The sequence below is a fragment of the Glycomyces amatae genome, from assembly GCF_020991375.1.
GTDB classification, from domain to species: Bacteria; Actinomycetota; Actinomycetes; order Mycobacteriales; family Micromonosporaceae; genus Glycomyces; species Glycomyces amatae.
Genome location: NZ_JAJLQZ010000037.1, coordinates 1 through 18,797 on the forward strand (window position 1 = coordinate 1; position 18,797 = coordinate 18,797).

At 70.1% G+C, this 18,797-nt stretch carries 25 protein-coding genes; 2 read left to right on the forward strand and 23 right to left on the reverse strand.

Annotation, left to right across the window (positions count from 1 at the left end):
- Positions 1-442: 442 nt before the first annotated feature.
- From LO763_RS27520 to LO763_RS27540, 5 genes are all read right to left on the reverse strand, one after another.
- Positions 443-1,264, reverse strand: a complete 822-nt coding sequence (locus LO763_RS27520; RefSeq protein ID WP_230791500.1) for a hypothetical protein — start codon at positions 1,262-1,264, stop codon at positions 443-445.
- 85 nt (positions 1,265-1,349) lie between these two features.
- Positions 1,350-2,243 carry a carbohydrate ABC transporter permease gene (locus LO763_RS27525; RefSeq protein WP_230791504.1) on the reverse strand — a complete coding sequence of 298 codons (894 nt, stop codon included), beginning with the start codon at positions 2,241-2,243 and terminating at the stop codon, positions 1,350-1,352.
- Positions 2,244-2,251: 8 nt separating this feature from the next.
- On the reverse strand, positions 2,252-3,175 hold the full coding sequence (locus tag LO763_RS27530) for a carbohydrate ABC transporter permease (RefSeq protein WP_230791507.1): 924 nt from the start codon (positions 3,173-3,175) through the stop codon (positions 2,252-2,254).
- Between the two features lie 36 nt (positions 3,176-3,211).
- Positions 3,212-4,618, reverse strand: a complete 1,407-nt coding sequence (gene ngcE / locus LO763_RS27535) for an N-acetylglucosamine/diacetylchitobiose ABC transporter substrate-binding protein (RefSeq protein ID WP_230791509.1) — start codon at positions 4,616-4,618, stop codon at positions 3,212-3,214.
- A 59-nt stretch (positions 4,619-4,677) separates the two neighbouring features.
- Positions 4,678-5,610 (reverse strand): MurR/RpiR family transcriptional regulator, encoded by a 933-nt coding sequence (locus LO763_RS27540; protein ID WP_230791511.1) that lies wholly within the window; start codon positions 5,608-5,610, stop codon positions 4,678-4,680.
- A gap of 137 nt (positions 5,611-5,747) precedes the next feature.
- Here LO763_RS27540 and LO763_RS27545 point away from each other — a divergent pair, with 137 nt between their 5' ends.
- Positions 5,748-6,701, forward strand: a complete 954-nt coding sequence (locus LO763_RS27545; RefSeq protein ID WP_230791513.1) for an N-acetylglucosamine kinase — start codon at positions 5,748-5,750, stop codon at positions 6,699-6,701.
- Between the two features lie 417 nt (positions 6,702-7,118).
- Here the strand turns inward: LO763_RS27545 and murQ are convergent, their stop codons facing one another.
- Complete coding sequence (murQ, locus tag LO763_RS27550; RefSeq protein WP_369432101.1) at positions 7,119-8,054, reverse strand: N-acetylmuramic acid 6-phosphate etherase; 936 nt, start codon at positions 8,052-8,054, stop codon at positions 7,119-7,121.
- A gap of 102 nt (positions 8,055-8,156) precedes the next feature.
- On the opposite strand from murQ, the gene LO763_RS27555 reads away from it, so the two are divergent.
- Positions 8,157-9,038 (forward strand): MurR/RpiR family transcriptional regulator, encoded by an 882-nt coding sequence (locus LO763_RS27555; RefSeq protein ID WP_230791517.1) that lies wholly within the window; start codon positions 8,157-8,159, stop codon positions 9,036-9,038.
- Between the two features lie 7 nt (positions 9,039-9,045).
- On the opposite strand, the gene LO763_RS27560 is transcribed toward LO763_RS27555, so the two are convergent.
- The 17 genes from LO763_RS27560 to rplV all read right to left on the reverse strand — a co-directional run bounded on the left by LO763_RS27560 (position 9,046) and on the right by rplV (position 18,763).
- A complete protein-coding gene (locus LO763_RS27560; RefSeq protein WP_230791520.1) occupies positions 9,046-9,462 on the reverse strand; it encodes a type II toxin-antitoxin system VapC family toxin in 417 nt (138 codons plus the stop codon).
- A complete protein-coding gene (locus LO763_RS27565; protein WP_230791522.1) occupies positions 9,455-9,703 on the reverse strand; it encodes an AbrB/MazE/SpoVT family DNA-binding domain-containing protein in 249 nt (82 codons plus the stop codon). Before LO763_RS27565 ends, LO763_RS27560 begins: the two co-directional genes overlap by 8 nt.
- Positions 9,704-9,865: 162 nt before the next feature.
- Entirely contained in the window at positions 9,866-10,543 is a 678-nt protein-coding gene (locus tag LO763_RS27570; RefSeq protein ID WP_230791524.1) for a peptidoglycan recognition protein family protein, read from the reverse strand.
- Between the two features lie 62 nt (positions 10,544-10,605).
- Complete coding sequence (locus tag LO763_RS27575) at positions 10,606-11,382, reverse strand: lysozyme (protein WP_439650326.1); 777 nt, start codon at positions 11,380-11,382, stop codon at positions 10,606-10,608.
- 310 nt (positions 11,383-11,692) lie between these two features.
- The gene (locus LO763_RS27580) at positions 11,693-13,582 is read right to left on the reverse strand and encodes a glycoside hydrolase family 3 protein (RefSeq protein ID WP_439650324.1); all 1,890 of its coding nucleotides are present in this window, start codon (positions 13,580-13,582) and stop codon (positions 11,693-11,695) included.
- Between the two features lie 78 nt (positions 13,583-13,660).
- The gene (gene rplR / locus LO763_RS27585) at positions 13,661-14,056 is read right to left on the reverse strand and encodes a 50S ribosomal protein L18 (protein WP_230791530.1); all 396 of its coding nucleotides are present in this window, start codon (positions 14,054-14,056) and stop codon (positions 13,661-13,663) included.
- Complete coding sequence (gene rplF, locus LO763_RS27590; RefSeq protein WP_230791532.1) at positions 14,056-14,595, reverse strand: 50S ribosomal protein L6; 540 nt, start codon at positions 14,593-14,595, stop codon at positions 14,056-14,058. The genes rplR and rplF overlap by 1 nt, the downstream gene beginning before the upstream one ends.
- A 16-nt stretch (positions 14,596-14,611) precedes the next feature.
- Positions 14,612-15,019 carry a 30S ribosomal protein S8 gene (gene rpsH, locus LO763_RS27595; protein WP_230791534.1) on the reverse strand — a complete coding sequence of 136 codons (408 nt, stop codon included), beginning with the start codon at positions 15,017-15,019 and terminating at the stop codon, positions 14,612-14,614.
- 84 nt (positions 15,020-15,103) lie between these two features.
- Positions 15,104-15,289 (reverse strand): type Z 30S ribosomal protein S14, encoded by a 186-nt coding sequence (locus tag LO763_RS27600; protein ID WP_030155111.1) that lies wholly within the window; start codon positions 15,287-15,289, stop codon positions 15,104-15,106.
- Complete coding sequence (rplE, locus tag LO763_RS27605; protein WP_230791536.1) at positions 15,289-15,858, reverse strand: 50S ribosomal protein L5; 570 nt, start codon at positions 15,856-15,858, stop codon at positions 15,289-15,291. Before rplE ends, LO763_RS27600 begins: the two co-directional genes overlap by 1 nt.
- A complete protein-coding gene (gene rplX, locus LO763_RS27610; protein WP_230791544.1) occupies positions 15,858-16,172 on the reverse strand; it encodes a 50S ribosomal protein L24 in 315 nt (104 codons plus the stop codon). The genes rplE and rplX overlap by 1 nt, the downstream gene beginning before the upstream one ends.
- A 3-nt stretch (positions 16,173-16,175) precedes the next feature.
- Positions 16,176-16,541 carry a 50S ribosomal protein L14 gene (gene rplN, locus LO763_RS27615; protein ID WP_230791546.1) on the reverse strand — a complete coding sequence of 122 codons (366 nt, stop codon included), beginning with the start codon at positions 16,539-16,541 and terminating at the stop codon, positions 16,176-16,178.
- Positions 16,542-16,553: 12 nt separating this feature from the next.
- On the reverse strand, positions 16,554-16,775 hold the full coding sequence (rpsQ, locus tag LO763_RS27620; RefSeq protein WP_230791598.1) for a 30S ribosomal protein S17: 222 nt from the start codon (positions 16,773-16,775) through the stop codon (positions 16,554-16,556).
- Between the two features lie 44 nt (positions 16,776-16,819).
- The gene (rpmC, locus tag LO763_RS27625; protein ID WP_230791547.1) at positions 16,820-17,053 is read right to left on the reverse strand and encodes a 50S ribosomal protein L29; all 234 of its coding nucleotides are present in this window, start codon (positions 17,051-17,053) and stop codon (positions 16,820-16,822) included.
- 2 nt (positions 17,054-17,055) lie between these two features.
- Complete coding sequence (gene rplP, locus LO763_RS27630; RefSeq protein ID WP_030155127.1) at positions 17,056-17,481, reverse strand: 50S ribosomal protein L16; 426 nt, start codon at positions 17,479-17,481, stop codon at positions 17,056-17,058.
- A gap of 5 nt (positions 17,482-17,486) precedes the next feature.
- Positions 17,487-18,296 (reverse strand): 30S ribosomal protein S3, encoded by an 810-nt coding sequence (rpsC, locus tag LO763_RS27635; RefSeq protein WP_230791549.1) that lies wholly within the window; start codon positions 18,294-18,296, stop codon positions 17,487-17,489.
- Positions 18,296-18,763 (reverse strand): 50S ribosomal protein L22, encoded by a 468-nt coding sequence (gene rplV, locus LO763_RS27640; RefSeq protein WP_369432103.1) that lies wholly within the window; start codon positions 18,761-18,763, stop codon positions 18,296-18,298. The genes rpsC and rplV overlap by 1 nt, the downstream gene beginning before the upstream one ends.
- Between the last annotated feature and the right edge of the window lie 34 nt (positions 18,764-18,797).

Genomic DNA, 18,797 nt, shown 5'->3' on the forward strand with positions numbered 1-18,797 from the left:
GCCGTTCTTACCCCGCCCCAGCAGGCGACTGCTGGGGGACGCGAGGCCACACCACACCACCAGGCCCGCAGCCCGAACCCCCACGGGGCCGGGCCCTCCAGCATGTCCATCAGCAATACCAGGCCCGGGAAGGCCGCTCACCCTAAAACCGCCGCAAGCTACAGGCACCACCCCAGCCCACCACTCACCCCCTCGTCGCCGCCCGCCCGAACCGCGAACGGCCCGCCACGCCAAGGCCGAAACACCACCTTGAGAGCGACCCTCTCTTCATCGCCGCCCGCCCTGACCGCCAGCCACCGCCACCCTGAAGCCCGAAAGCCCCTCCCAGTGCGCAATCACCCCGTTGTCGCCGCCCGCTCTGACCGTGATCGCCACCGGTCCCGAGTCCGAAAATCCGTCCCGAGAAACGATCACCGCTCCGTCGCCGCCGGTTTTCGAGCGTTCACAGCCGGTCGCGGGGTCCGGCGAGGCGTTTCTCGCGTCGCCGTCCCCGGAATCGCCCGAACCGGCGCCCTCCGACGACGAGCCCGTGCAGTGCGGCGAACGCCACCAGGGCCTGCGCCATGATCAGCGCTTCTTCCGAGAGCGGCACCAAGAGGTCCAGGAAGCTCAGACCGAAGATCAGCCCGCCGTAGAGCGCGAGAACGGCCAGGACGGCGGCGATGATGAGCGCGACCTCGTACCGGCGCACGGGGGCCGAGAGATGGAGGCAGCCGGGGGCGCGGGGCACGGCCCGGTCGAGGAGGTGCGAGGTGGAGGCGCCGAAGCGGGCCGTGCCGACCTGGTCGCCCGGGGGCGCGTAGCGGTCGACGCGCAGGCCGGTGGCGGCCGCGAACGCCGTCAGGTCGGTGCGGGTCCAGCCGTAGAGGTCGATCTCGACGAGGCGGCGTCCGGCCGGGTCGAGAATGCACAGGTACTCCTGGAGCTGGGGCGCGGTGTGGCCGTAGCGGGTCCAGAACTTCAGGTGCTCCCGGACGATGAGCAGGCTCGCCGCGCCGTCGGTGCCGGGGACCGCGATCGGCAGGTCTCGCGCGCGGCCGTCGCGGCCGGTGAGGGTGAGGGTGCGGCCGTCGGTGGCGATGGCGGCGTTGCGCAACCACGGGCGCAGGGAGGGCGGCGGGTCGCCTTCGGCGGGCGGGTGGGGCCGGATGCGGAGGGGGTGGCGCGTCCCGGACGCGGGGGCGATGAAGCTCTGGCGGTGGGTGTTGAACGTACGGACGGCTTCGGCGGTGGGGGAATCGGGCGATGGGGGACGGCGGGTCACGGCCCAAGTGTAGGTACGGGGTGCGAACTCCGGGAAGGCCGCGGGGCCGCGATCCTGGAGGTGGTCGCGGCCCCGGGCGGCGTCGTTACTTGATGGCGCCGGCGGTCAGGCCGGCCTGGATCTGGCGCTGGAAGATCACGTAGGCGATGAAGATCGGGACCATCGCGAGGACCGTGCCCGCGAAGAGCGCGCCCGCGTCCCCCTCGTAGCCCTGGCGCATCGCCAGGTTCGCCAGGCCCTGGGAGATGACCGCGTCGTCGGGGTTGCGGTTCATCAGGACCAGCGGCAGCAGGAACTGGTTCCACTGGCCGAGGATGTTGAAGATGGTGATGGCGATGAGGCCGGGCTTGGCCATCGGGAGCATCACCTGGAAGAACAGCCGGTAGTGCCCGGCGCCGTCCACGACCGCCGCCTCGGCGACCCCTGATGGCAGCGTTCTGAAGAACGCGGTCAGGAAGAACACCGTGAACGGCAGCGAGTAGGCGATGTAGACGAGGACCAGCCCGGTGTAGGTGTTCAGCAGCGACACGTTGCTCAGGGTCTTGAACAGCGGGAACAGGGCCAGGAACACCGGGAACATCATCCCGGCGGCGAAGCCGAAGTAGATGAGGCGGTTGCCGAAGAACTCGTACCGGGCGATCACGTACGCCGCCATCGCGCCCAGGAGCATCGTGCCCGTGACGCTGAAGACCATCACCTGCAAGGTGTTCAGGAAGAAGCTGCCGATGTTCCCGTTGGTCCAGGCGTTGGCGTAGTTCGCCCAGTGCAGCGCCTCGGGCAGCGCGAGCGGGTCGGAGGCGATCTCCCGGCTGGTCTTGAACGAGGTCATGACGATCCAGACCACGGGGACGATCACCAGCAGCGCCCACACCCACAGGAAGCCCTGCGAGAAGAGGTTGAGCACGTTGCCCTCGGGGCGCGGCGGCTTCTGGGCGGGCCGGGCGGGCGCCTCGGTCGGGGTGGAGGTGTCGGTTGCCATGTCGCTCCTCAGAACTCGATCCGCTCGCGGCGGCCCACGCGCAGCGACACGACCGCGAGGCTCAGCGCGGCGAAGAACAGGACCACGCCGATCGCCGACGCGAAGGCCTGCTCGCCGTACTTGAACGCGTACTTCCAGATGACGCCGCCGACCACTTCGCTCGACGCGTCGGGTCCGCCCTGCTCGGGGGTCATGAGGTAGACCAGTACGAACACGTCCAGTGCGATGATCGACAGGTAGATCCACGCGGTCTGCACCGAGTCCCACAGCAGCGGCAGCGTGATCTTGAAGAACATCGGGACGCGCCCGGCGCCGTCGATGATCGCCGCCTCGTAGAGGTCGCGCGGGATCGACGCGATCGCCGAGGAGAAGTAGACCAGGTAGAACCCGACCGCGCTCCAGACGAGGACGCCGATGACGGCCGCGAGCACGAACCTCTTGTCGGCCAGGAAGCCGTTGACCGGGGCGGGCAGGCCCACCGCGGTCAGGGCCCCGGTGATGAGGCCGCCGAAGTTCTCGGGCGCGTACACCTGCTTCCACAGGATGCCGACGATGGCGACCGAGAGCACCTGCGGGAAGAAGAAGACGATCTTGTGGAACCGGGCCCCGCGGACGCCTTCGATCCGGCCGCGGCGCATCCTTCCGCCGAGGTTGAGCATGAACGCGAAGAACAGGCCCAGCGCGATCGTCACCACGGGCATCACGACGAGGATGATCCCGGTGTGCTGCAGGGCGGGCAGGACGAAGCGCTCGTCCTTGAACAGGTTGACGTAGTTGTCGAACCCGATGTAGTTGAAGGAGTTGCTCGACCCGGACCAGTCGGTCAGGGAGATCTGGAAGGCCTGGGCGAACGGCAGGATCACCAGCCAGGCGTAGAGTCCCACCGGCAGCGCCAGGAAACTCAGGATGAAGGGGTACTTGCCGTGTCTCACGACCCAGGCCCTCCTCTCGTGTCTTGGACGGCGCGGTTACTCGTCGTGGGTGAACTTCTCGATGGTGTCGTCGGCGGCGGTCTCGTCCGCGACGGTCTGCATCCGCTCGATGAACTCGTCGGCGGTCGTCTCGGCGTTGATGAGCTGGCCGAGCGCGGGCCGCATCTCGGTGTCCATCCCCGTGTACCAGAAGCGGAACCGCGGCTGGAACAGGTCCTCGGGGTTGGCGACGAGCGCGTCGGTGGCCTGGGCGGCCGGGTTGTCGAGTTCGACGCCCTTGACGACGGTGGCGGCCTGGACGGTGTCGCCGAAGATCTGCGCGCCCTCCTGGGAGAGCATGATCCGCAGGTATTCGTAGGCGCCCGCCAGGTTGGTCGCGTTCTTGGGGACCACGAACGGCTCTTCGCCGCCGGCGCTGATCAGGCCCGGCTGGACGCTGCCTTCGAGGTAGGGCACGCCCATGGGGGCGTACTCGAAGCCCTCGGGGGCGATGCTGCGCTGCTCGTTGGGGAGCCAGGAGCCGCACGGCAGGAACGCGGCCTCGTTGTTGTTGAAGGCCGTCTGGGACTGGATGTGGTCGATGCCGGCGCTGCCTTCGAGGAGGTAGCCGGAGGCGCCGAGGCCGCGCATGGCCTCGGCGGCGGCGACGACCGACGGGTGGCGCCAGGCGTCGGGCACGAGGTTGTCGATGTCCTTGACGACCTGGACGCCGCCGTGGCGGCCCGCGAGGATGAGGAACATGTCGTAGAGGTAGACCGGGTGCTGACCGGCGTAGGTCCACGGCGCGATGCCCGCGGCCTGGATCGTGGGGCACAGGGCCAGCATCTCGTCCCAGGTGGTCGGCGGGGTCCAGCCGTTGTCGCGGAACAGCTTGGCGTCGTACCAGATGGTCCAGGCGGAGAACACGTAGTTCAGCGCGTAGACCTCGCCGTTGAACGTGCCGGCGTCCAGGACGCCGTCGCGGAGGGTCTCGCGGACGGTGACCTCGGGGTCGTCGTACGAGGGGGCGTCGAGGAGCGGGCTCAGCTCCGCCAGTTCGCCGTCGCCCACCAGCGCGTCCATCGGGATCTGCTGGGCGCCGGAGTTGTCGAGGACGTCGCAGGGCTTGCCTTCGGCGAAGCGCGGCTGCTGGGTCTCGGCGATCGCCTGCGTCGCCAGGTGGGTGATCTCGGCGTCCGGGTAGGCCTCGTTGTACATCGCCTGGTGGGCGACGGCGTACTCGTTGCCGAAGCCGCCGTCGAAGATGACGACGTCCAGGGGCGCGGTGCCGTCGACGCCGAACGGGTTCTCGGCGTCCTCGCCCACGGTGACCTCTTCGGCCTCGTCGTCGCCGCCGCTGGTCGCGCACGCGCCCAGGGAGGTGGCGGCGAGGCCGGCGGCGGTCGCGCCGAACAGGTTGCGGCGGGTGAAGATGCCCTGCCGGTCGGCTGGTGTATTGGTCATGGTCGCTCCTTAAAGGGGGTAACAGGTTGGGCGGGACCGCGCTGTGGACGGTGAGAGGGTCAGCTCGCTCCGTTCCGGAGTTCGCGGGTCGGTCGGTGTCCGACCACGGCTCTGGCCCGGGACTCGAGGGCCTCCAGGGCTTCGGGGAAGCGCCGCTGCGCGACGGCGATGTGCACCAGGTCGGCGACGAGCAGCGCGGAGTGCCGGGACGCCAGTAGGTCCGCGCGGTGGCTCGTGCGCCGGGAGGCCGAGAGCAGGCAGACGTCGGCGACCTCGGCGAGGGTCGCCTCGGGGCAGGCGGTGAGCGCGACGGTGAACGCGCCGCGGCTGCCGGCCTCGCTGAGCATCTCGATGGTCTCGGCCGTGGTGCCCGAGTGCGAGACGGCCACGGCCACGTCGCGCTCGCTCAGGAGGGCGGCGCTGGCGAGGGCGTCGTGGACCTCGGTCCAGACCCAGGCGGCGACGCCGGTGCGGTAGAAGCCCATCTGGAGTTCGCGGGCGATGGTGGCGCTGGTGCCGACGCCGTATACGTCGACGTGGCGGGCCTCGGAGACGCGGGCGGCGACGCGCTCGACGGCGGCGAGGTCGAGGGTGTCGACGGTGTCGCGGAGCATGGCGGCGTCGACGGTGATGAGCTGCTTGAGGACTCGCTCGAGCGGGTCGTCCGGGGCGATCTCCTGCCCGATGTTGACGTCCCATCCGGTCTCGTGCCTGGCAGAGGCCCTTCCGGTCTCGGTGGCGATGGCTACGCGCAGGGCCGCGTAACCGTCGTATCCGAGGTGGCGGCAGAATCGGGTGATGGTTCCTGGGGAGGTACCGGAGAGCTCGGCGAGGTCCATGATCGTGGCCCGCGCGGCGGCTTCGGGGTCGGCCAGCACTTGGTCGGCCACTTTGGACATGGCATCGGACAGTTCGTTCGCGCCGTTGCGGATCCGTTCGAGGACTCCGGCCTCGGCGATCATGGCGGGCGCATCGGTCCTGGTGCGGTCCATGGGCGACCCCTTCGGGAGGTGGATGCAAGAAAAACTATTACCTATGCCACACTCGTGTCAAGTTTGTGAGAATTATTTTTACTGATTTGCACCTAGGACGGATACTGCCGGTAGCGCAAGGAGCGAGGAACCCCTACATGCACGCACGACTCGCCGTCGGCCTCGACGCCGGCGGAACCAGTAGCCGCGCCGTCCTCATCGACGAGACCGGGGCGGTGCTCGGCACCGGCGCCTCCGGTCCCGCCAACCCGGTCGGAGGCGACCGGGAGATCGCACTCTCCAACATGGCCCTGGCGTTCCAGCGGGCGCTCGCGGGCATCGACCCGGCCGAGGTCGGCGCGGTGTGCGTCGGCACCGCCGGGGCGCTGTCGCTGACCGAGGAGGTGCGCGAGCTCTCCGCCGATCTCAAGCGGCGCTTCGCGACCGCCTGCGAGGTCGAGGTGGTCTCGGACGCGGTGATCGCGTTCGCGGCGGGCTCGTCGGCCACGGACGGGACCGTGGTGGTCTCGGGCACCGGTGCGGTCGCGTTCGCGATCAGGGACCGGACCCCGGCGCTGCGCTCGGACGGGTACGGGTGGCTGTTCGGCGACTCCGGCTCGGGATTCTGGCTCGGGCGCGAGGCGGTCCGGGCCGCGCTGCGGCACATCGACGGGAACGGGCCGGGTGGGCGGCTCGTGGAGGCCATCATCGCCGCCATCGCGCCGGACGGGCGCCGGTCGGGGGCGATCGTCGCGAAGTGCATGGCGGATCCGCCGGTGCGCTTGGCGCGCTTCGCGGCGCTGGTGTGCGAGGCCGCGGACGGGGGCGACCCGGTGGCCGAGTCGATCGTGGCGAGGGCCGTGGGGCACCTCGCGGAGTCGGTGTCGTACGTGGTGGACCGGGAGCTGCCGATCGTGATGGCGGGGAGCCTGCTGACGCGCCCCACGCCGATAGCGGCGCTGCTCCAGGAGCGGTTCAGGCTGGTGTACCCGAAGGCGGGGATCAGCAAGGCGACCGACCCGGCGGTCGGAGCGGCCTGGATGGCGGCAAGCGCCTTCGTGACCGACCCCGAGGCGAAGGCGAGACTCCACCGCCAACTCGCGTGGCGCTGAACCGCCGAGGACGAGGGAGGCGCGCGGGAGCGGCATAGCGCTCAACCCCGCGCCCCGACCGCACGATCGCCCCCGAATCGACCCGACTGTCACACCCGTCAGGCACTGTTGATTCGGGGGCGACGCGCATCGCCGATCCGCGTCAGCCTGCCCGCGAGACGCCGGGCCCCGCCTGGCGTCCCTTCGAACGCCCCAGCGCTCCCGCCCCTGTCGTACCCCCGAGGCACCCTTGCGCCGGGGGCGGCTCACAGCCCCGATGGGCGCCAGCGTGCCCGCGCCCCGCCCGCGGCGCCGCACTCCCCCCGCACATGTCGTACCCCTGGGGCACTGTTGATCCGGGGGCGCCTCACAGCCCCGATCCGCGTCAGCCTGCCCAGTATTCGCCGGGCGGCGCCCCTCGGCATTCCGCCGCGGGCCCTACGCGGCGGCCTCCGTCAAGGCTCCCGCCAGCCGGCCCTCGGCCCGGCCCAGCCTCGCCTCGGCCTCCTCCGCGCCGATGCCCAGTTCGAGCATCACCACCGCCGTCTTGACCCGGTTGCCCGCGGCCGCCAGCGCGGCCTCGGCCGCCTCCGGCTCGGCGCCGGTGATCTCGCGGATCATCCGCACCGCCCGCGCCGCCAGCTTCGAGTTCGCGACCCGCATGTCCACCATGTAGTTCCGGTAGACCTTCCCGAGCTGCACCATGCTGATCGTCGAGATCATGTTGAGCACGAACTTCTGCGCCGTCCCCGACTTCAGCCGCGTCGAGCCGGCCACCACCTCGGGCCCGACCGCGACCTCGATCCGGTGCTCCGCGGCCTCCGACAGCACCGTCCCGGTGTTGCACGAGAACCCCACCGTCAGCGCCCCGCGCCGCCGCGCCTCCCGGACCGCGGCCACCACGAACGGCGTCCGCCCGCTCGCCGCCAGCCCGACCACCGCGTCGGCCGGGCCGATCCCGTCGGCCGCCATCGCCGCAGCGCCCGCCGCCTCGTCGTCCTCGGTGCCCTCCACCGCGCCGCCCTCGGCGGCCTTGCCGCCGGCGAGGATCGCCTTCACCAGCTCCGGGTCGGTCGAGAACGTCGGCGGGCACTCGGCCGCGTCCATCACCGCCATCCGCCCGGCCGTCCCTGCCCCCACGTACCGCAGTCGCCCGCCCTTCGCGAGGCGGTCGGCCACCGCGTCGATCGCGGCGGCGACGTCGGGGAGGACCGCGGCCACCGCGGCGGACACGCTCGCGTCGGCCTCGTTCATGGTCCGGGCCAGTTCCAGGGTCGAGAGGCGCTCGATCCCCGCATAGCGGGGATCGGCCTGTTCGGTTGCCAGCATTGCCAGATGGGCGCGCGCCCGGAGGCGCTCGGTCGACTCACTCACAGTTGCGAGCGTAGCGCAATGTAGTAAAGTTTCAGACAACTGATCCCAGATGAAGAATCGCACCGTACCGTGGCGAACCGCCGCGGGGTGTACGGTGACGTCATGCCTGCCAGCCGCGCCGACACGCCCAACCTCCTGGTGCTCATCAAGTCGGTCCTGCCTTCGCTCTCCAAGGCCGAGACGAAGGTCGCACAAGAGATCATCCGCGAACCCGAGGACGCCTCGACCCGCACCATCACCGAGCTCGCCCGCGCCGCGGGCACCTCCGAGGCCACCGTCGTGCGCTTCTGCCGCTCGCTGGGGCTCACCGGGCACCGCGAGCTGCGCATGCGGGCCGCCCAGGCCGTCATCGGCACCGGCGAGGGCCCCGACCGCGAGATCGCCGGAGGCGACATCCCCACGGGCGCCGACATGTCGCGCATCATCGCCACCGTCAGCTACGCCGACGTCGGCGCCATCAACGACACCGCGAACGCGCTCGACACCGCCGCCTGCGAGGCCGCCGTCAACGCCCTGGCCGGGGCGGGCCGCATCGACGTGTTCGGCGTCGAGGCCTCCGGGATCGTGGCCGCGGACCTGGTCAAGAAGCTCCACCGGATCGGGTGCATCGCGTTCTCCTGGCCGGACCCGCACGCCGCGCTCGTGGGCACCGCCCTGGCCGGGCCGAAGGACGTCGCCGTGGCCATCTCCCACTCGGGGGCGACCACCGAGACCGTGGAGTTCCTCGAGTCGGCCCGGGACCGGGAGGCGACGACGGTGGCGATCACGAACCACGCCCGGTCGCCGCTGGCGCAGGCCGCGGACCTCGTGCTGACGACCGCGGCCCGCGAGACGACGTTCCGGTCGGGCGCCACGGTCAGCCGCATCGCGCAGCTCATGGTCGTGGACTGCCTGTTCGTGGGGGTCGCGGCCAAGCAGCGCAAGCGCTCCACGAAGGCCCTCGCGGCGACGGCGGCGGCCGTCTCGGGACGGCAGCGGGCCTGAGGCGGGCTCAGTCCGGTCCGACGACGTCCAACTTCGGGAAGTACGTCTGATACCTGGTGGTGTCTCGCGTGAGCAGGCGGTATCCGCAAATCGCCGCATGTGCGCCGATGTAGAAGTCCGCCAAGGGCGACCGCTTCTGACCGCCCCGCTTCCTGTACAGGGCAAACGCCTTGCCTGCCAGGAATGCCGCCCCATACGGCAGCAGATCTCGCTCAACGCCGACTGTGTCCAGCGCCCGGTCGAGCTCCTCGATCGTGTCATAGCTGACCGAGACCTCGGCGTAGATGATCGGATTGATACAGACGCCTCCACCGTCGACACAGTCCGCCAAGGCTTTGCGCGCCCACGGGCCCCATCGAAGGTCGGCGCCGAACACATCGATCCAGATGTTGCTGTCAACGAGAGTCGGAGTCGGGTCAGTCATCCCTGAGCATCGCCATCAGCTCGTCGGTGGACATGTCCCGATTGGCCGTGCCTGAGCCGTAGACGCGCCGCACCAACCGTTCGCCCCTGGTCTCCACCGTCGGCACCGGCCTGAGGACGATGCGGTCGTCCTCTTCAACGAATTCGAACTCGTCCCCCGGGTGCCACCCGCGTCGAGCACGGATTTCAGCCGGCACGGTGACCTGGCCCTTGCCGTTCATGAGCATTCCCATCGCTGTCATCCTCCCAGGATACGTAGCACCTCGTGGCAGTAATGACATTTTAGCTCCGGCGGCGTGTCGCGCACTGCTCGAAACGGGACCTGGGCGTCCCGCGCATGGGCGGGCGCCGGTTCAGGGCGGTCGCGCGCGGCGGTGGTCGCCGCCGCGCCGCCCGTCGCCGCCTCACCGCCCGCGGGCGGCTTCGACTTCTTCGCGCAGCTGCGGGAGCCGGTCGTGGAAGATCCCCGGGCACAGCGTCGAGTTGAAGTCCATGTGCCCGTAGATCTCGGCCGAGGCGATCCCGTACTGCTCGCATGCGAAGGCGCACAGGGTCACCAGCGACTCCCACTGCGCGGCGGTCGGTTCCGCGCCGTCGTGGTAGGCCCCCTCGTTCGAGATCCCGAGCGCCTGCCCGTTCTGCCCCGAGGTGTGGATGCCCTGGACGAAGCGCCCGCCGTCGAGCAGCGCCGCCAGGCTCCCGGTGGTGCCCTCGGTGATCCAGCCGCCGCGGCTGACCACGAAGTTGTACCCCGAGTCGCGCCAGCCGTTGCCGTCCATGTGCAGGTCCTGCACCCAGCGGGCGTGGAAGTGCGCCTGCTCGCGGGAGAAGTCCCCGGTGTTCGCCGAGACCGTGTGGTGAACGATGAGCTTGTCCGGGCTGCCCGTGACGACGGGGTTGGTGCCGTTCGGGGGCCGCGCGCCCCACTCGGCGGTCGCGTCGACGTCGGGCTCGACCGCGCTGGTCTCGACCGTGTCGGCGTTCGCGCTCGCGCCGAGCGCCGCGGCGCCGGCGGCCCCGAGCAGTCCGGCCGCGCCGGTCCCCAAGAGGATCCGGCGCCGGATGCGTTGGTCTGATGCCATGCCTGCCTCCAGGAAAGCGGCGGCGGGGCGGTCCGGTCGGGACCGGCCCGCCGCCGGTTCGGCTAGGTGTTGTTGGCGAGCGCCAGGAGGCGGTCGCGTGAGCCGTTGAAGTAGTTGCGGTCGACGTTCCCGGCGATGCCCGAGACCGATCCGGTCGAGGTGTACTGCCAGCACGTCCAGGTGGTGCTGCTCCAGCCCGCCGGCAGGTTCGGGGCCGAGACGCCCCAGTGCGCCACCCACAGGGGGCTCTTGGAGGCCATGCCCGTCCACGAGCCGGTGCACTGGTTCCACCACGACGCGGTCGTGTAGATGACCGGGTCGCGGCCGGTCCTGGACTTGTACGTGTTGTAGAAGTCCGTGATCCAGTTGCGCATCCCGGTGGTCGACAGGCCGTAGCAGGTCGCCCCCGAGGGCGGGCCCTCGATGTCGAGCGCGCCGGGCAGGGTGAGGTTGTCGGCCGACCAGGCGCCGCCGTTGCTGGCGAAGAAGTTCGCCTGCACCGCGCCGCTGGAGGCGTTCGGCCGGGCGAAGTGGTACGCCCCGCGGATCACCCCGGCCGCGTGGGCGGCCGGGTAGTTGGTGTTGAACCGGGGGTCCTTGTAGGTGGTGCCCTCGGTGGCCTTGATGTAGGCCCACTGGACGCCGGCGTTCCTGACGGAGGTCCAGTTGATCGAGCCCTGGTAGTGCGAGACGTCGATGCCCGCGATGCGGGTCTGGGCCTGGGCCGGGCTCGCGACGGCGAGTCCGGCGACGGTCAGGACGGTCGCCGCGAACAGGACGACGGCGGCGCGCAGGCCGCGCCGTCCGGCTTCACGGGGTCGTTTTCGGAGGGTGGGTATGAGATTCACGCGAGACTCCCTGCTTTGTCAGGAGATCGGGGGAATGGGGCGAGTGCGGGGATTTGCACCCGGGACCCAGTATGGAGACAAACTCCACGAAGAGTCAAGCGTGTGAAAATAACTTTCTACGTCGAGGGGGTGAACGGGGGCCGGACGTCCGGCGGCTCCGCGGTCCTCCTCTGGATCTCGCCGGCGGTGACGGCGGTCGCCACCCTGGCGGCGGGCCCGGGCACCCTCGCGCCCTCGACCGCCTACGCGGACGAGGGCTGCGAAGTGGACTACGAGGTCACCTCCCGGTGGGGCGGCGGCTTCAGGCGTAGCCGAGGCCGTGGCCCAGGGGGTAGGCGACCTCGCCGTCGGCGCCCGGGACGTCGACCGGCAGCGCGCCGCCCGGGTCGACCGCGCCCGCGATCACCTTGGCCAGAGCCGAGAGGGACGCCTGCGTGTACGAGTACGTCGCGAGGCTCGCGCCCGCCTCGCCGAGGTGCGCGGCGTCGTAGGGCGTGCCGACCGCGGCGGTCGCCACCGGGACGCCGGTCGCCAGGAGCGCGGCGACCAGGTCCGCCTGGGGCGAGCCGTCCTTCACGTTGAAGGTCGTGACCACCACGAGGTCGCGGCCCTCGGCGGCGGCGACGGCCGCCTGGATCGCCGCGGCGTCCGGCTCCTCGCCGGTGACCAACGCTTCGGCTTGCAGCCCTTGCGAAGTGAGTGCTTCGGCGAGCCGCGCGGTGGTGTTCTCGCCCCAGCCCGCGACGAGGACGGCACCGGACGCGAGCGGCAGCGTGCCGTCGTTGGCGAGCAGCGTGACCGAGCGCTCGGCGATCTCGTCGGCCACGGCGCGGTGCTCCTCGGTGCCGACCGCGTCCGCGGCCGCGTCGGGGTCCGCCGCCGCGGCGTCCACCATGCCCCGGCGGTATTTGAGGAGCAGCAGTCGCCGCACCGATTGGTCGATGCGCTCCTCGGTCAACTCCCCCGACGCGACGGCGGCGAGCACCGCGTCGTGCGCGGCCGGGAAGTCCGGCGGCATGAGCAGCATGTCGGCCCCGGCCAGGAGCGCGAGCACCGGCACCCGGTCGTCGCCGTACTCGGTGCGGACCCCCTCCATCTCGAGCGAGTCGGTGATCACCACGCCCTCGAAGCCGAGCCGGTCGCGCAGCAGGCCCGTGAGGATCGGCTGCGACAGCGTCGCGGGCGCCAGCGAGTCGTCCAGGGCCGGGAACTGGAGGTGCGCCGACATGATCATGTCCGCGCCGGCCTCGATCGCCGCCTGGAAGGGCGGCAGGTCGATCCGCTCCCACTCCTCGGCGGTGTGGGTGATGACCGGCAGGCCCACGTGGCTGTCGGTCCCGGTGTCGCCGTGTCCCGGGAAGTGCTTGGCGGACACCGCCACGCCCCCGGCCTGGTACCCGGTGACCTGCGCGGCGGCGAACTCGGCCACGAGCGCGGGGTCGGAGCCGAAGGACCGCACCCCGATGACCGGGTTCGCGGGGTCCACGTTCACATCGGCGTCGGGGGCGAAGTTCTGGTTGAGGCCCATCGCGCGCAGTTCGGCGCCCGCGGCCTCGGCGGCCCGCCGCGCCGCCTCGGGGTCCCGCGTCGCGCCCAGCGGCATCGCGCCGGGGAACTGCGTGGCGGGCTCCTTGACGCGCACCACCGAGCCGTACTCCTGGTCCGTGGCGATCAGGAGCGGCACCGCCCCGGCCGCCTCCTGGAGGCCGTTCGAGAGCCGCGCGGTCTGCGCCGGGTCGTCCAGGCCGTTGGCCCAGTCGAAGTAGATGATCCCGCCGGGCTGGTAGGCGGCGACGAACGCGGCCCCGTTGTCGGCCCCGAGGCGCTCGCGGTTGGAGGCCACCGCGTCGGCCTGGTCGGTGTCCGCGGCCTCGCCGTGGACGTAGACCATGAACAGCTGGCCGACCTTCTCCTCCAGGGACATCGCGGCCAGGGCCTCCGCGGCGTACTCCACGTCGGAGTCCTGGTCGGAGTCCTGGTCGGGGACGGTCGCCCGGTCCTCCTCGACGGGGTCGTCCTCGTCGCGCCGGGACACGGCCTCGGCGATCACCGCGCCCCCGCCCACCACGGCGAAGGCCCCGGCGGCACTGGCGACGAGCACGGTCTTGCGGGAGAGCTTCGCGGAACGCACCCGCCCATCCTCACCCACGCCCCCGATCCGCCCGTGGCCGCCCTCGGTGATCCACACCATTCCGCCGCAAAGTACCCGGACGGTGACGAAAAGCCGGGGAGGAGCAGTGCTCCTCCCCGGCTCTCCAAGCCGTACCGGCTAGAACTTCAGGCCGTTGTCACGGGCGGCGTCGGCCAGGGCCGCGACGCGGCCGTGGTACTTGACACCGCCGCGGTCGAAGACCACGGCCTCGACGCCGGCGGCCTTGGCGCGCTCGGCGACGAGCTTGCCGACCTCCTTGGCCTTCGCGGTCTTGTCGCCCTCGAAGGCGCGCAGGCCGGGCTCCACCGTCGACGCGGCGGCCAGCGTGTGGCCCTGCACGTCGTCGATGACCTGGGCCACGATGTGCTTCGAGGAGCGGAAGACCGCCAGGCGCGGCTGCGCGGCCGTGCCGTTGACCTTCTTGCGGCCACGGAAGTGGCGCCGGTTCTTGCCGATCCGGCGGCGCTCGGAGACCGACCCGGACGGGCGGCGCTGCTCCAGTTTGCTCGCCATTACTTACCTGCCTTCCCGGCCTTGCGGCGGATGCGCTCGTCGACGTACTTCACGCCCTTGCCCTTGTAGGGCTCCGGCGGACGCAGTCGGCGGATGTTCGACGCGACCTGGCCGACGAGCTGCTTGTCGATGCCCTCGACGTGCAGCAGGGTCGGCCTCTCGACGGTGAACGAGATCCCCTCCGGGGCGTCGACCTGGATGGTGTGGGAGAAGCCGAGGCTCATCTCCACGCCCTTGCCCTTGGCCTGCGCCCGGTAACCGGTGCCGTTGATCTCGAGGGACTTCTTGTAGCCCTCCGAGACGCCGACGACCATGTTGTTGACGAGGCTGCGGGCCAGGCCGTGCAGGGCCCGGGACTTGCGCTCGTCGTTGGGGCGGGTGACCGAGACGGACCCGTCCTCGTTCTTCTCGATGCCGATCGGCTCGGGCAGCTCACGGCTGAGCTGGCCCTTGGGGCCCTTCACGGTCACCGTCGCGCCATCGATCTTGACGTCGACGCCGGAGGGCACCAGAATCGGCTGCTTCCCAATGCGGGACATGCTTATACCCTCCTGACTACCAGACGTAGGCGATGACTTCGCCGCCCACGCCGCGCTTGCGAGCCTGGCGGTCGGTCAGCAGGCCCTGGGAGGTGGACACGATGGCCACACCCAGGCCGCCGAGGACGCGCGGCAGCTCAGTGGACTTGGCGTAGACCCGCAGGCCCGGCTTGGAGACGCGGCGCAGGCCCGCCAGGGACCGCTCGCGGCGCTCGCCGAACTTCAGGTCGATGACCAAGGTCTTGCCGACTTTGCCTTCCTCGGGCTCCTCGGCGCGCCATGAGGCGATGTAGCCCTCCTGCTTGAGGACCTCGGCGATGGAGGCCTTCATCTTGGAGTGCGGCATCGACAGCGTGTCGTGGTAGGCCTGGTTGGCGTTCCGCAGACGCGTGAGCATGTCTGCGATCGGGTCGGTCATTGTCATTAGCGTTGTTTACCTTTCTCACCCCGGTTCCCCGCCTTGTGCAGATCGGCGGGGCCTGTGGCGATCGGAGCTGTGGGCCTGGAGCTACCAGGAGGCCTTGTGGACGCCCGGGAGTTCGCCGGCGTGGGCCATGTCGCGCACGCAGACGCGGCACAGGCCGAACTTGCGGTAGACGGCCTTCGGCCGGCCGCACTTCTGGCAGCGGGTGTAGGCGCGCACGGCGAACTTCGGCTTCCGCTTGGCCTTCGCGATGAGGGCTTTCTTCGCCATTAATCGTTCTCCTTGAACGGGAAGCCGAGCAGCTTCAGGAACGCCCGGCCTTCGTCGTCGGTCTTCGCGGTGGTCACCAGAGTGATGTCCATGCCGCGAACCCGGTCGATCTTGTCCTGGTCGATCTCGGGGAACACGCTCTGCTCGGTGAGACCGAACGTGTAGTTCCCGTTGCCGTCGAACTGCTGGTCCGAGAGACCGCGGAAGTCGCGGATGCGGGGCAGCGCGATCGCCAGGAGGCGGTCGAGGAACTCCCACATGCGGTCGCCGCGAAGGGTCACCTTCGCGCCGATCGCCTGGCCCTCGCGCAGCTTGAACTGCGCGATCGACTTCTTGGCCCGGCGCACGAGGGGCTTCTGCCCCGTGATCGTGGTCAGGTCCTCCAGCGCACCGTTGATGAGCTTGGAGTCGCGAGCGGCCTCGCCGACACCCATGTTGACCACGATCTTCGTCAGACCGGGGATCTGGTGGATGTTGGCGTACTTGAACTGGTCCTGCAGCTGCTGCCGGATCTCGGAGCGGTAAGTCTCCTTCAGGCGCGGCTGGACCTTCTCTGCAACATCGGTCATTACAGGTCCTTACCCGTCCGCTTCGAAACGCGGACCTTGCGGCCGTCATCGCCGAACCGGTAGCCCACGCGGGTGGGCTGGTTGTCGGCGTCGAGCACCTGCACGTTGGACACGTGGATCGCGGACTCCTGGACGACGATGCCGCCGGTCCGGGAGCCGCGGGCGGTCTGCCCGGCCTTGGTGTGCTTGGTGATGCGGTTGACGCCCTCGACGAGCACGCGCTCGCGGTCGGGGTACGCCTCCAGCACCAGTCCCTCGGCGCCCTTGTCCTTGCCCGCGATGACGCGGACCCGGTCGCCCTTCTTGATCTTCATCTCTTACAGCACCTCCGGTGCGAGGGAGATGATCTTCATGAACTGCTTGTCGCGCAGCTCGCGGGCGACCGGCCCGAAGATACGGGTCCCTCGCGGTTCGCCGTCCTTGACGAGGACGGCGGCGTTCTCGTCGAACTTGATGTACGTGCCGTCGGGGCGGCGGGTCTCCTTGACCGTCCGCACGATGACGGCCTTCACGACGTCGCCCTTCTTGACCCCGGCACCGGGGTTGGCGTCCTTGACGGAGGCCACGATCGTGTCGCCGATACCGGCATAGCGTCGACCCGAGCCGCCCAGCACCCGGATGCACAGGATCTCCCGCGCACCGGTGTTGTCGGCGACCCGCAGCCGCGACTCTTGCTGAATCACGTCCCGATCTCCCTACTTGGCCTTCTCAAGGATCTCGACGATGCGCCAACGCTTGGTCTTCGACAGCGGACGGGTCTCCATGATGGAGACGCGGTCGCCGATGCCGGCCTCGTTGTTCTCGTCGTGGGCCTTGTACTTCTTGTTGGACCTGATGACCTTGCCGTACAGCGCGTGCTTCTTGCGGTCTTCGACCTCGACGACAGCGGTCTTGTCCATCTTGTCGCCGACGACCATGCCCTCGAGCACCTTGCGGCGACCGCGAGTCTGAGTTTCCTCGCTCACTTCTCAACCTCCTCGGGCGCGGCGCTGAGGCCCAGCCGGCGCTCGTTCATCACGGTGTAGATCCGCGCGATCTCCTTGCGGACCAGGCCCAGCTGGTGGTTGTTCTCCAGCTGACCGGTGGCGTTCCGGATCCGCAGGTTGAACAGCTCTTCCTTCTTCTCCAGCAGCTTCGCCTGGAGTTCCTTGTCGCTGAGCTCGCGCAGCTCACCGGTGTCGATACCAGTAGCCATCACTACTCACCTGCCCCTTCGCGAGAGACGATGCGGCACTTCATGGGGAGCTTGTGGATCGCCCGCTGGAGCGCCTCGTGGGCCGTCTCCTCGCTCGGGTACGAGAGCTCGAACATGACGCGGCCCGGCTTGACGTTCGCCACCCAGTACTCGGGCGAGCCCTTACCGGAACCCTGGCGGGTCTCGGCCGGCTTCTTGGTGATCGCGCGGTCCGGGAAGATCGTGATCCAGACCTTGCCGCCACGCTTGATGTGGCGGGTCATGGCGATACGAGCGGACTCGATCTGGCGGTTGGTCACGTAGCTGTGCTCCAGCGCCTGGATGCCGTACTCGCCGAAGGAGACCTTCGTGCCGCGAGTGGCCTTGCCCTTGCGCTTCGGAGCGTGAGGCTTCCGGTAACCGCGCGGCGGTTTCCGTGGCATGAGCATGTCGCTTAGCCCTCCTGCTTCTCAGTCTGGGGAGCGGGCGCGGCAGCGGCGGAGTCACCCGTCGGAGCGGCGCCGCGGCCGCCACGGCCACGACCCCCGCGGGCGGCGCCCGCACCGCCGCGGCCACCGCGGCCACCGCGGTCCCCGCCGGCGTCGCGACGACGCTGCACCTGCTCGGCCTGCTCCTTGAGCGTGGCCTCGCCCTTGTAGATCCACACCTTCACGCCGATGCGGCCGAAGGTGGTGTGGGCCTCGAACAGGCCGTAGTCGATGTTCGCGCGCAGCGTGTGCAGCGGGACCTGGCCCTCGCGGTACTGCTCCGAGCGGGACATCTCCGCGCCGCCGAGGCGGCCCGAGCACTGCACCTTGATGCCCTTCACGGTGGGGTTGCGCATGGCCGACTGGATGGCCTTGCGCATCGCCCGACGGAAGTTGACACGGCTGGACAGCTGCTCGGCGACGCCCTGGGCGACGAGCTGGGCATCGACGTCGGGGTTCTTGACCTCGATGATGTTCAGCTGGACCTGCTTGCCGGTCAGCTTCTCCAGGTTGCCGCGCAGACGATCGGCCTCGGCGCCCTTGCGGCCGATGACGATGCCCGGGCGGGCGGTGTGGATGTCGACGCGGACCCGCTCGCGGGTGCGCTCGATGTCGACCTTGCTGATGCCGGCGCGCTCGAGACCCTTGGTCATGAGCTTGCGGATCTTGACGTCCTCGCCGACGTAGTCGGCGTACTCCTTGTCGGCGTACCAACGCGAGGTCCAGTCGGCGCTGATGCCGAGGCGGTACCCGTGCGGGTGGATTTTCTGACCCATTAGGCGGTCTCCTCCTTCTCAGCGTTCTCGGTGGACTTCTCGTTGGTCTCGACCGGCTTCGGGGCCGCGGCCTTGGGGCGGCGGACCGACGGAGCGGCGGACTGCTTGGCCTGGACCGACTCGACCACCACGGTGATGTGGCTGGTGCGCTTGTTGATCCGGTAGGCACGGCCGTGCGCGCGCGGACGGTACCGGCGCATCGTCGGGCCCTCGTCGACCTTGATCTCGGACACCAGGAGCGACTCCGGGTCCAGACCGAGGTTGTTCTCGGCGTTCGCCTGGGCGGACGCGATGACCTTGTAGACGATCTCGGCCGCGCTGAAGGGCGCGAACTCGAGGGTCGTCAAGGCCTCGTCCACGGGCAGGCCACGCACGAGGTCGACGACGCGGCGCGCCTTGCGAGGTGCTACGCGGACGTACCGCGCCACCGCGCGCGCCTTCGGAGCCTCCTGCTCCACTGTTGCCATCGTTCTAATCCTTCGTTCGTTTTCAAAGCCCGTG

Coding starts and splice junctions, on each gene's coding strand:
- LO763_RS27525 (WP_230791504.1), bottom strand. CDS start 2,243: ATGGCAACCGACACCTCCACCCCGACCGAGGCGCCCGCCCGGCCCGCC.
- ngcE (WP_230791509.1), bottom strand. CDS start 4,618: ATGACCAATACACCAGCCGACCGGCAGGGCATCTTCACCCGCCGCAAC.
- LO763_RS27540 (WP_230791511.1), bottom strand. CDS start 5,610: ATGGACCGCACCAGGACCGATGCGCCCGCCATGATCGCCGAGGCCGGA.
- LO763_RS27545 (WP_230791513.1), top strand. CDS start 5,748: ATGCACGCACGACTCGCCGTCGGCCTCGACGCCGGCGGAACCAGTAGC.
- LO763_RS27555 (WP_230791517.1), top strand. CDS start 8,157: ATGCCTGCCAGCCGCGCCGACACGCCCAACCTCCTGGTGCTCATCAAG.
- LO763_RS27560 (WP_230791520.1), bottom strand. CDS start 9,462: ATGACTGACCCGACTCCGACTCTCGTTGACAGCAACATCTGGATCGAT.
- LO763_RS27565 (WP_230791522.1), bottom strand. CDS start 9,703: ATGACAGCGATGGGAATGCTCATGAACGGCAAGGGCCAGGTCACCGTG.
- LO763_RS27570 (WP_230791524.1), bottom strand. CDS start 10,543: ATGGCATCAGACCAACGCATCCGGCGCCGGATCCTCTTGGGGACCGGC.
- LO763_RS27580 (WP_439650324.1), bottom strand. CDS start 13,582: ATGGTGTGGATCACCGAGGGCGGCCACGGGCGGATCGGGGGCGTGGGT.
- rplR (WP_230791530.1), bottom strand. CDS start 14,056: ATGGCGAGCAAACTGGAGCAGCGCCGCCCGTCCGGGTCGGTCTCCGAG.
- rplF (WP_230791532.1), bottom strand. CDS start 14,595: ATGTCCCGCATTGGGAAGCAGCCGATTCTGGTGCCCTCCGGCGTCGAC.
- rpsH (WP_230791534.1), bottom strand. CDS start 15,019: ATGACAATGACCGACCCGATCGCAGACATGCTCACGCGTCTGCGGAAC.
- LO763_RS27600 (WP_030155111.1), bottom strand. CDS start 15,289: ATGGCGAAGAAAGCCCTCATCGCGAAGGCCAAGCGGAAGCCGAAGTTC.
- rplE (WP_230791536.1), bottom strand. CDS start 15,858: ATGACCGATGTTGCAGAGAAGGTCCAGCCGCGCCTGAAGGAGACTTAC.
- rplX (WP_230791544.1), bottom strand. CDS start 16,172: ATGAAGATCAAGAAGGGCGACCGGGTCCGCGTCATCGCGGGCAAGGAC.
- rpsQ (WP_230791598.1), bottom strand. CDS start 16,775: ATGGTCGTCGGCGACAAGATGGACAAGACCGCTGTCGTCGAGGTCGAA.
- rpmC (WP_230791547.1), bottom strand. CDS start 17,053: ATGGCTACTGGTATCGACACCGGTGAGCTGCGCGAGCTCAGCGACAAG.
- rplP (WP_030155127.1), bottom strand. CDS start 17,481: ATGCTCATGCCACGGAAACCGCCGCGCGGTTACCGGAAGCCTCACGCT.
- rpsC (WP_230791549.1), bottom strand. CDS start 18,296: ATGGGTCAGAAAATCCACCCGCACGGGTACCGCCTCGGCATCAGCGCC.
- rplV (WP_369432103.1), bottom strand. CDS start 18,763: ATGGCAACAGTGGAGCAGGAGGCTCCGAAGGCGCGCGCGGTGGCGCGG.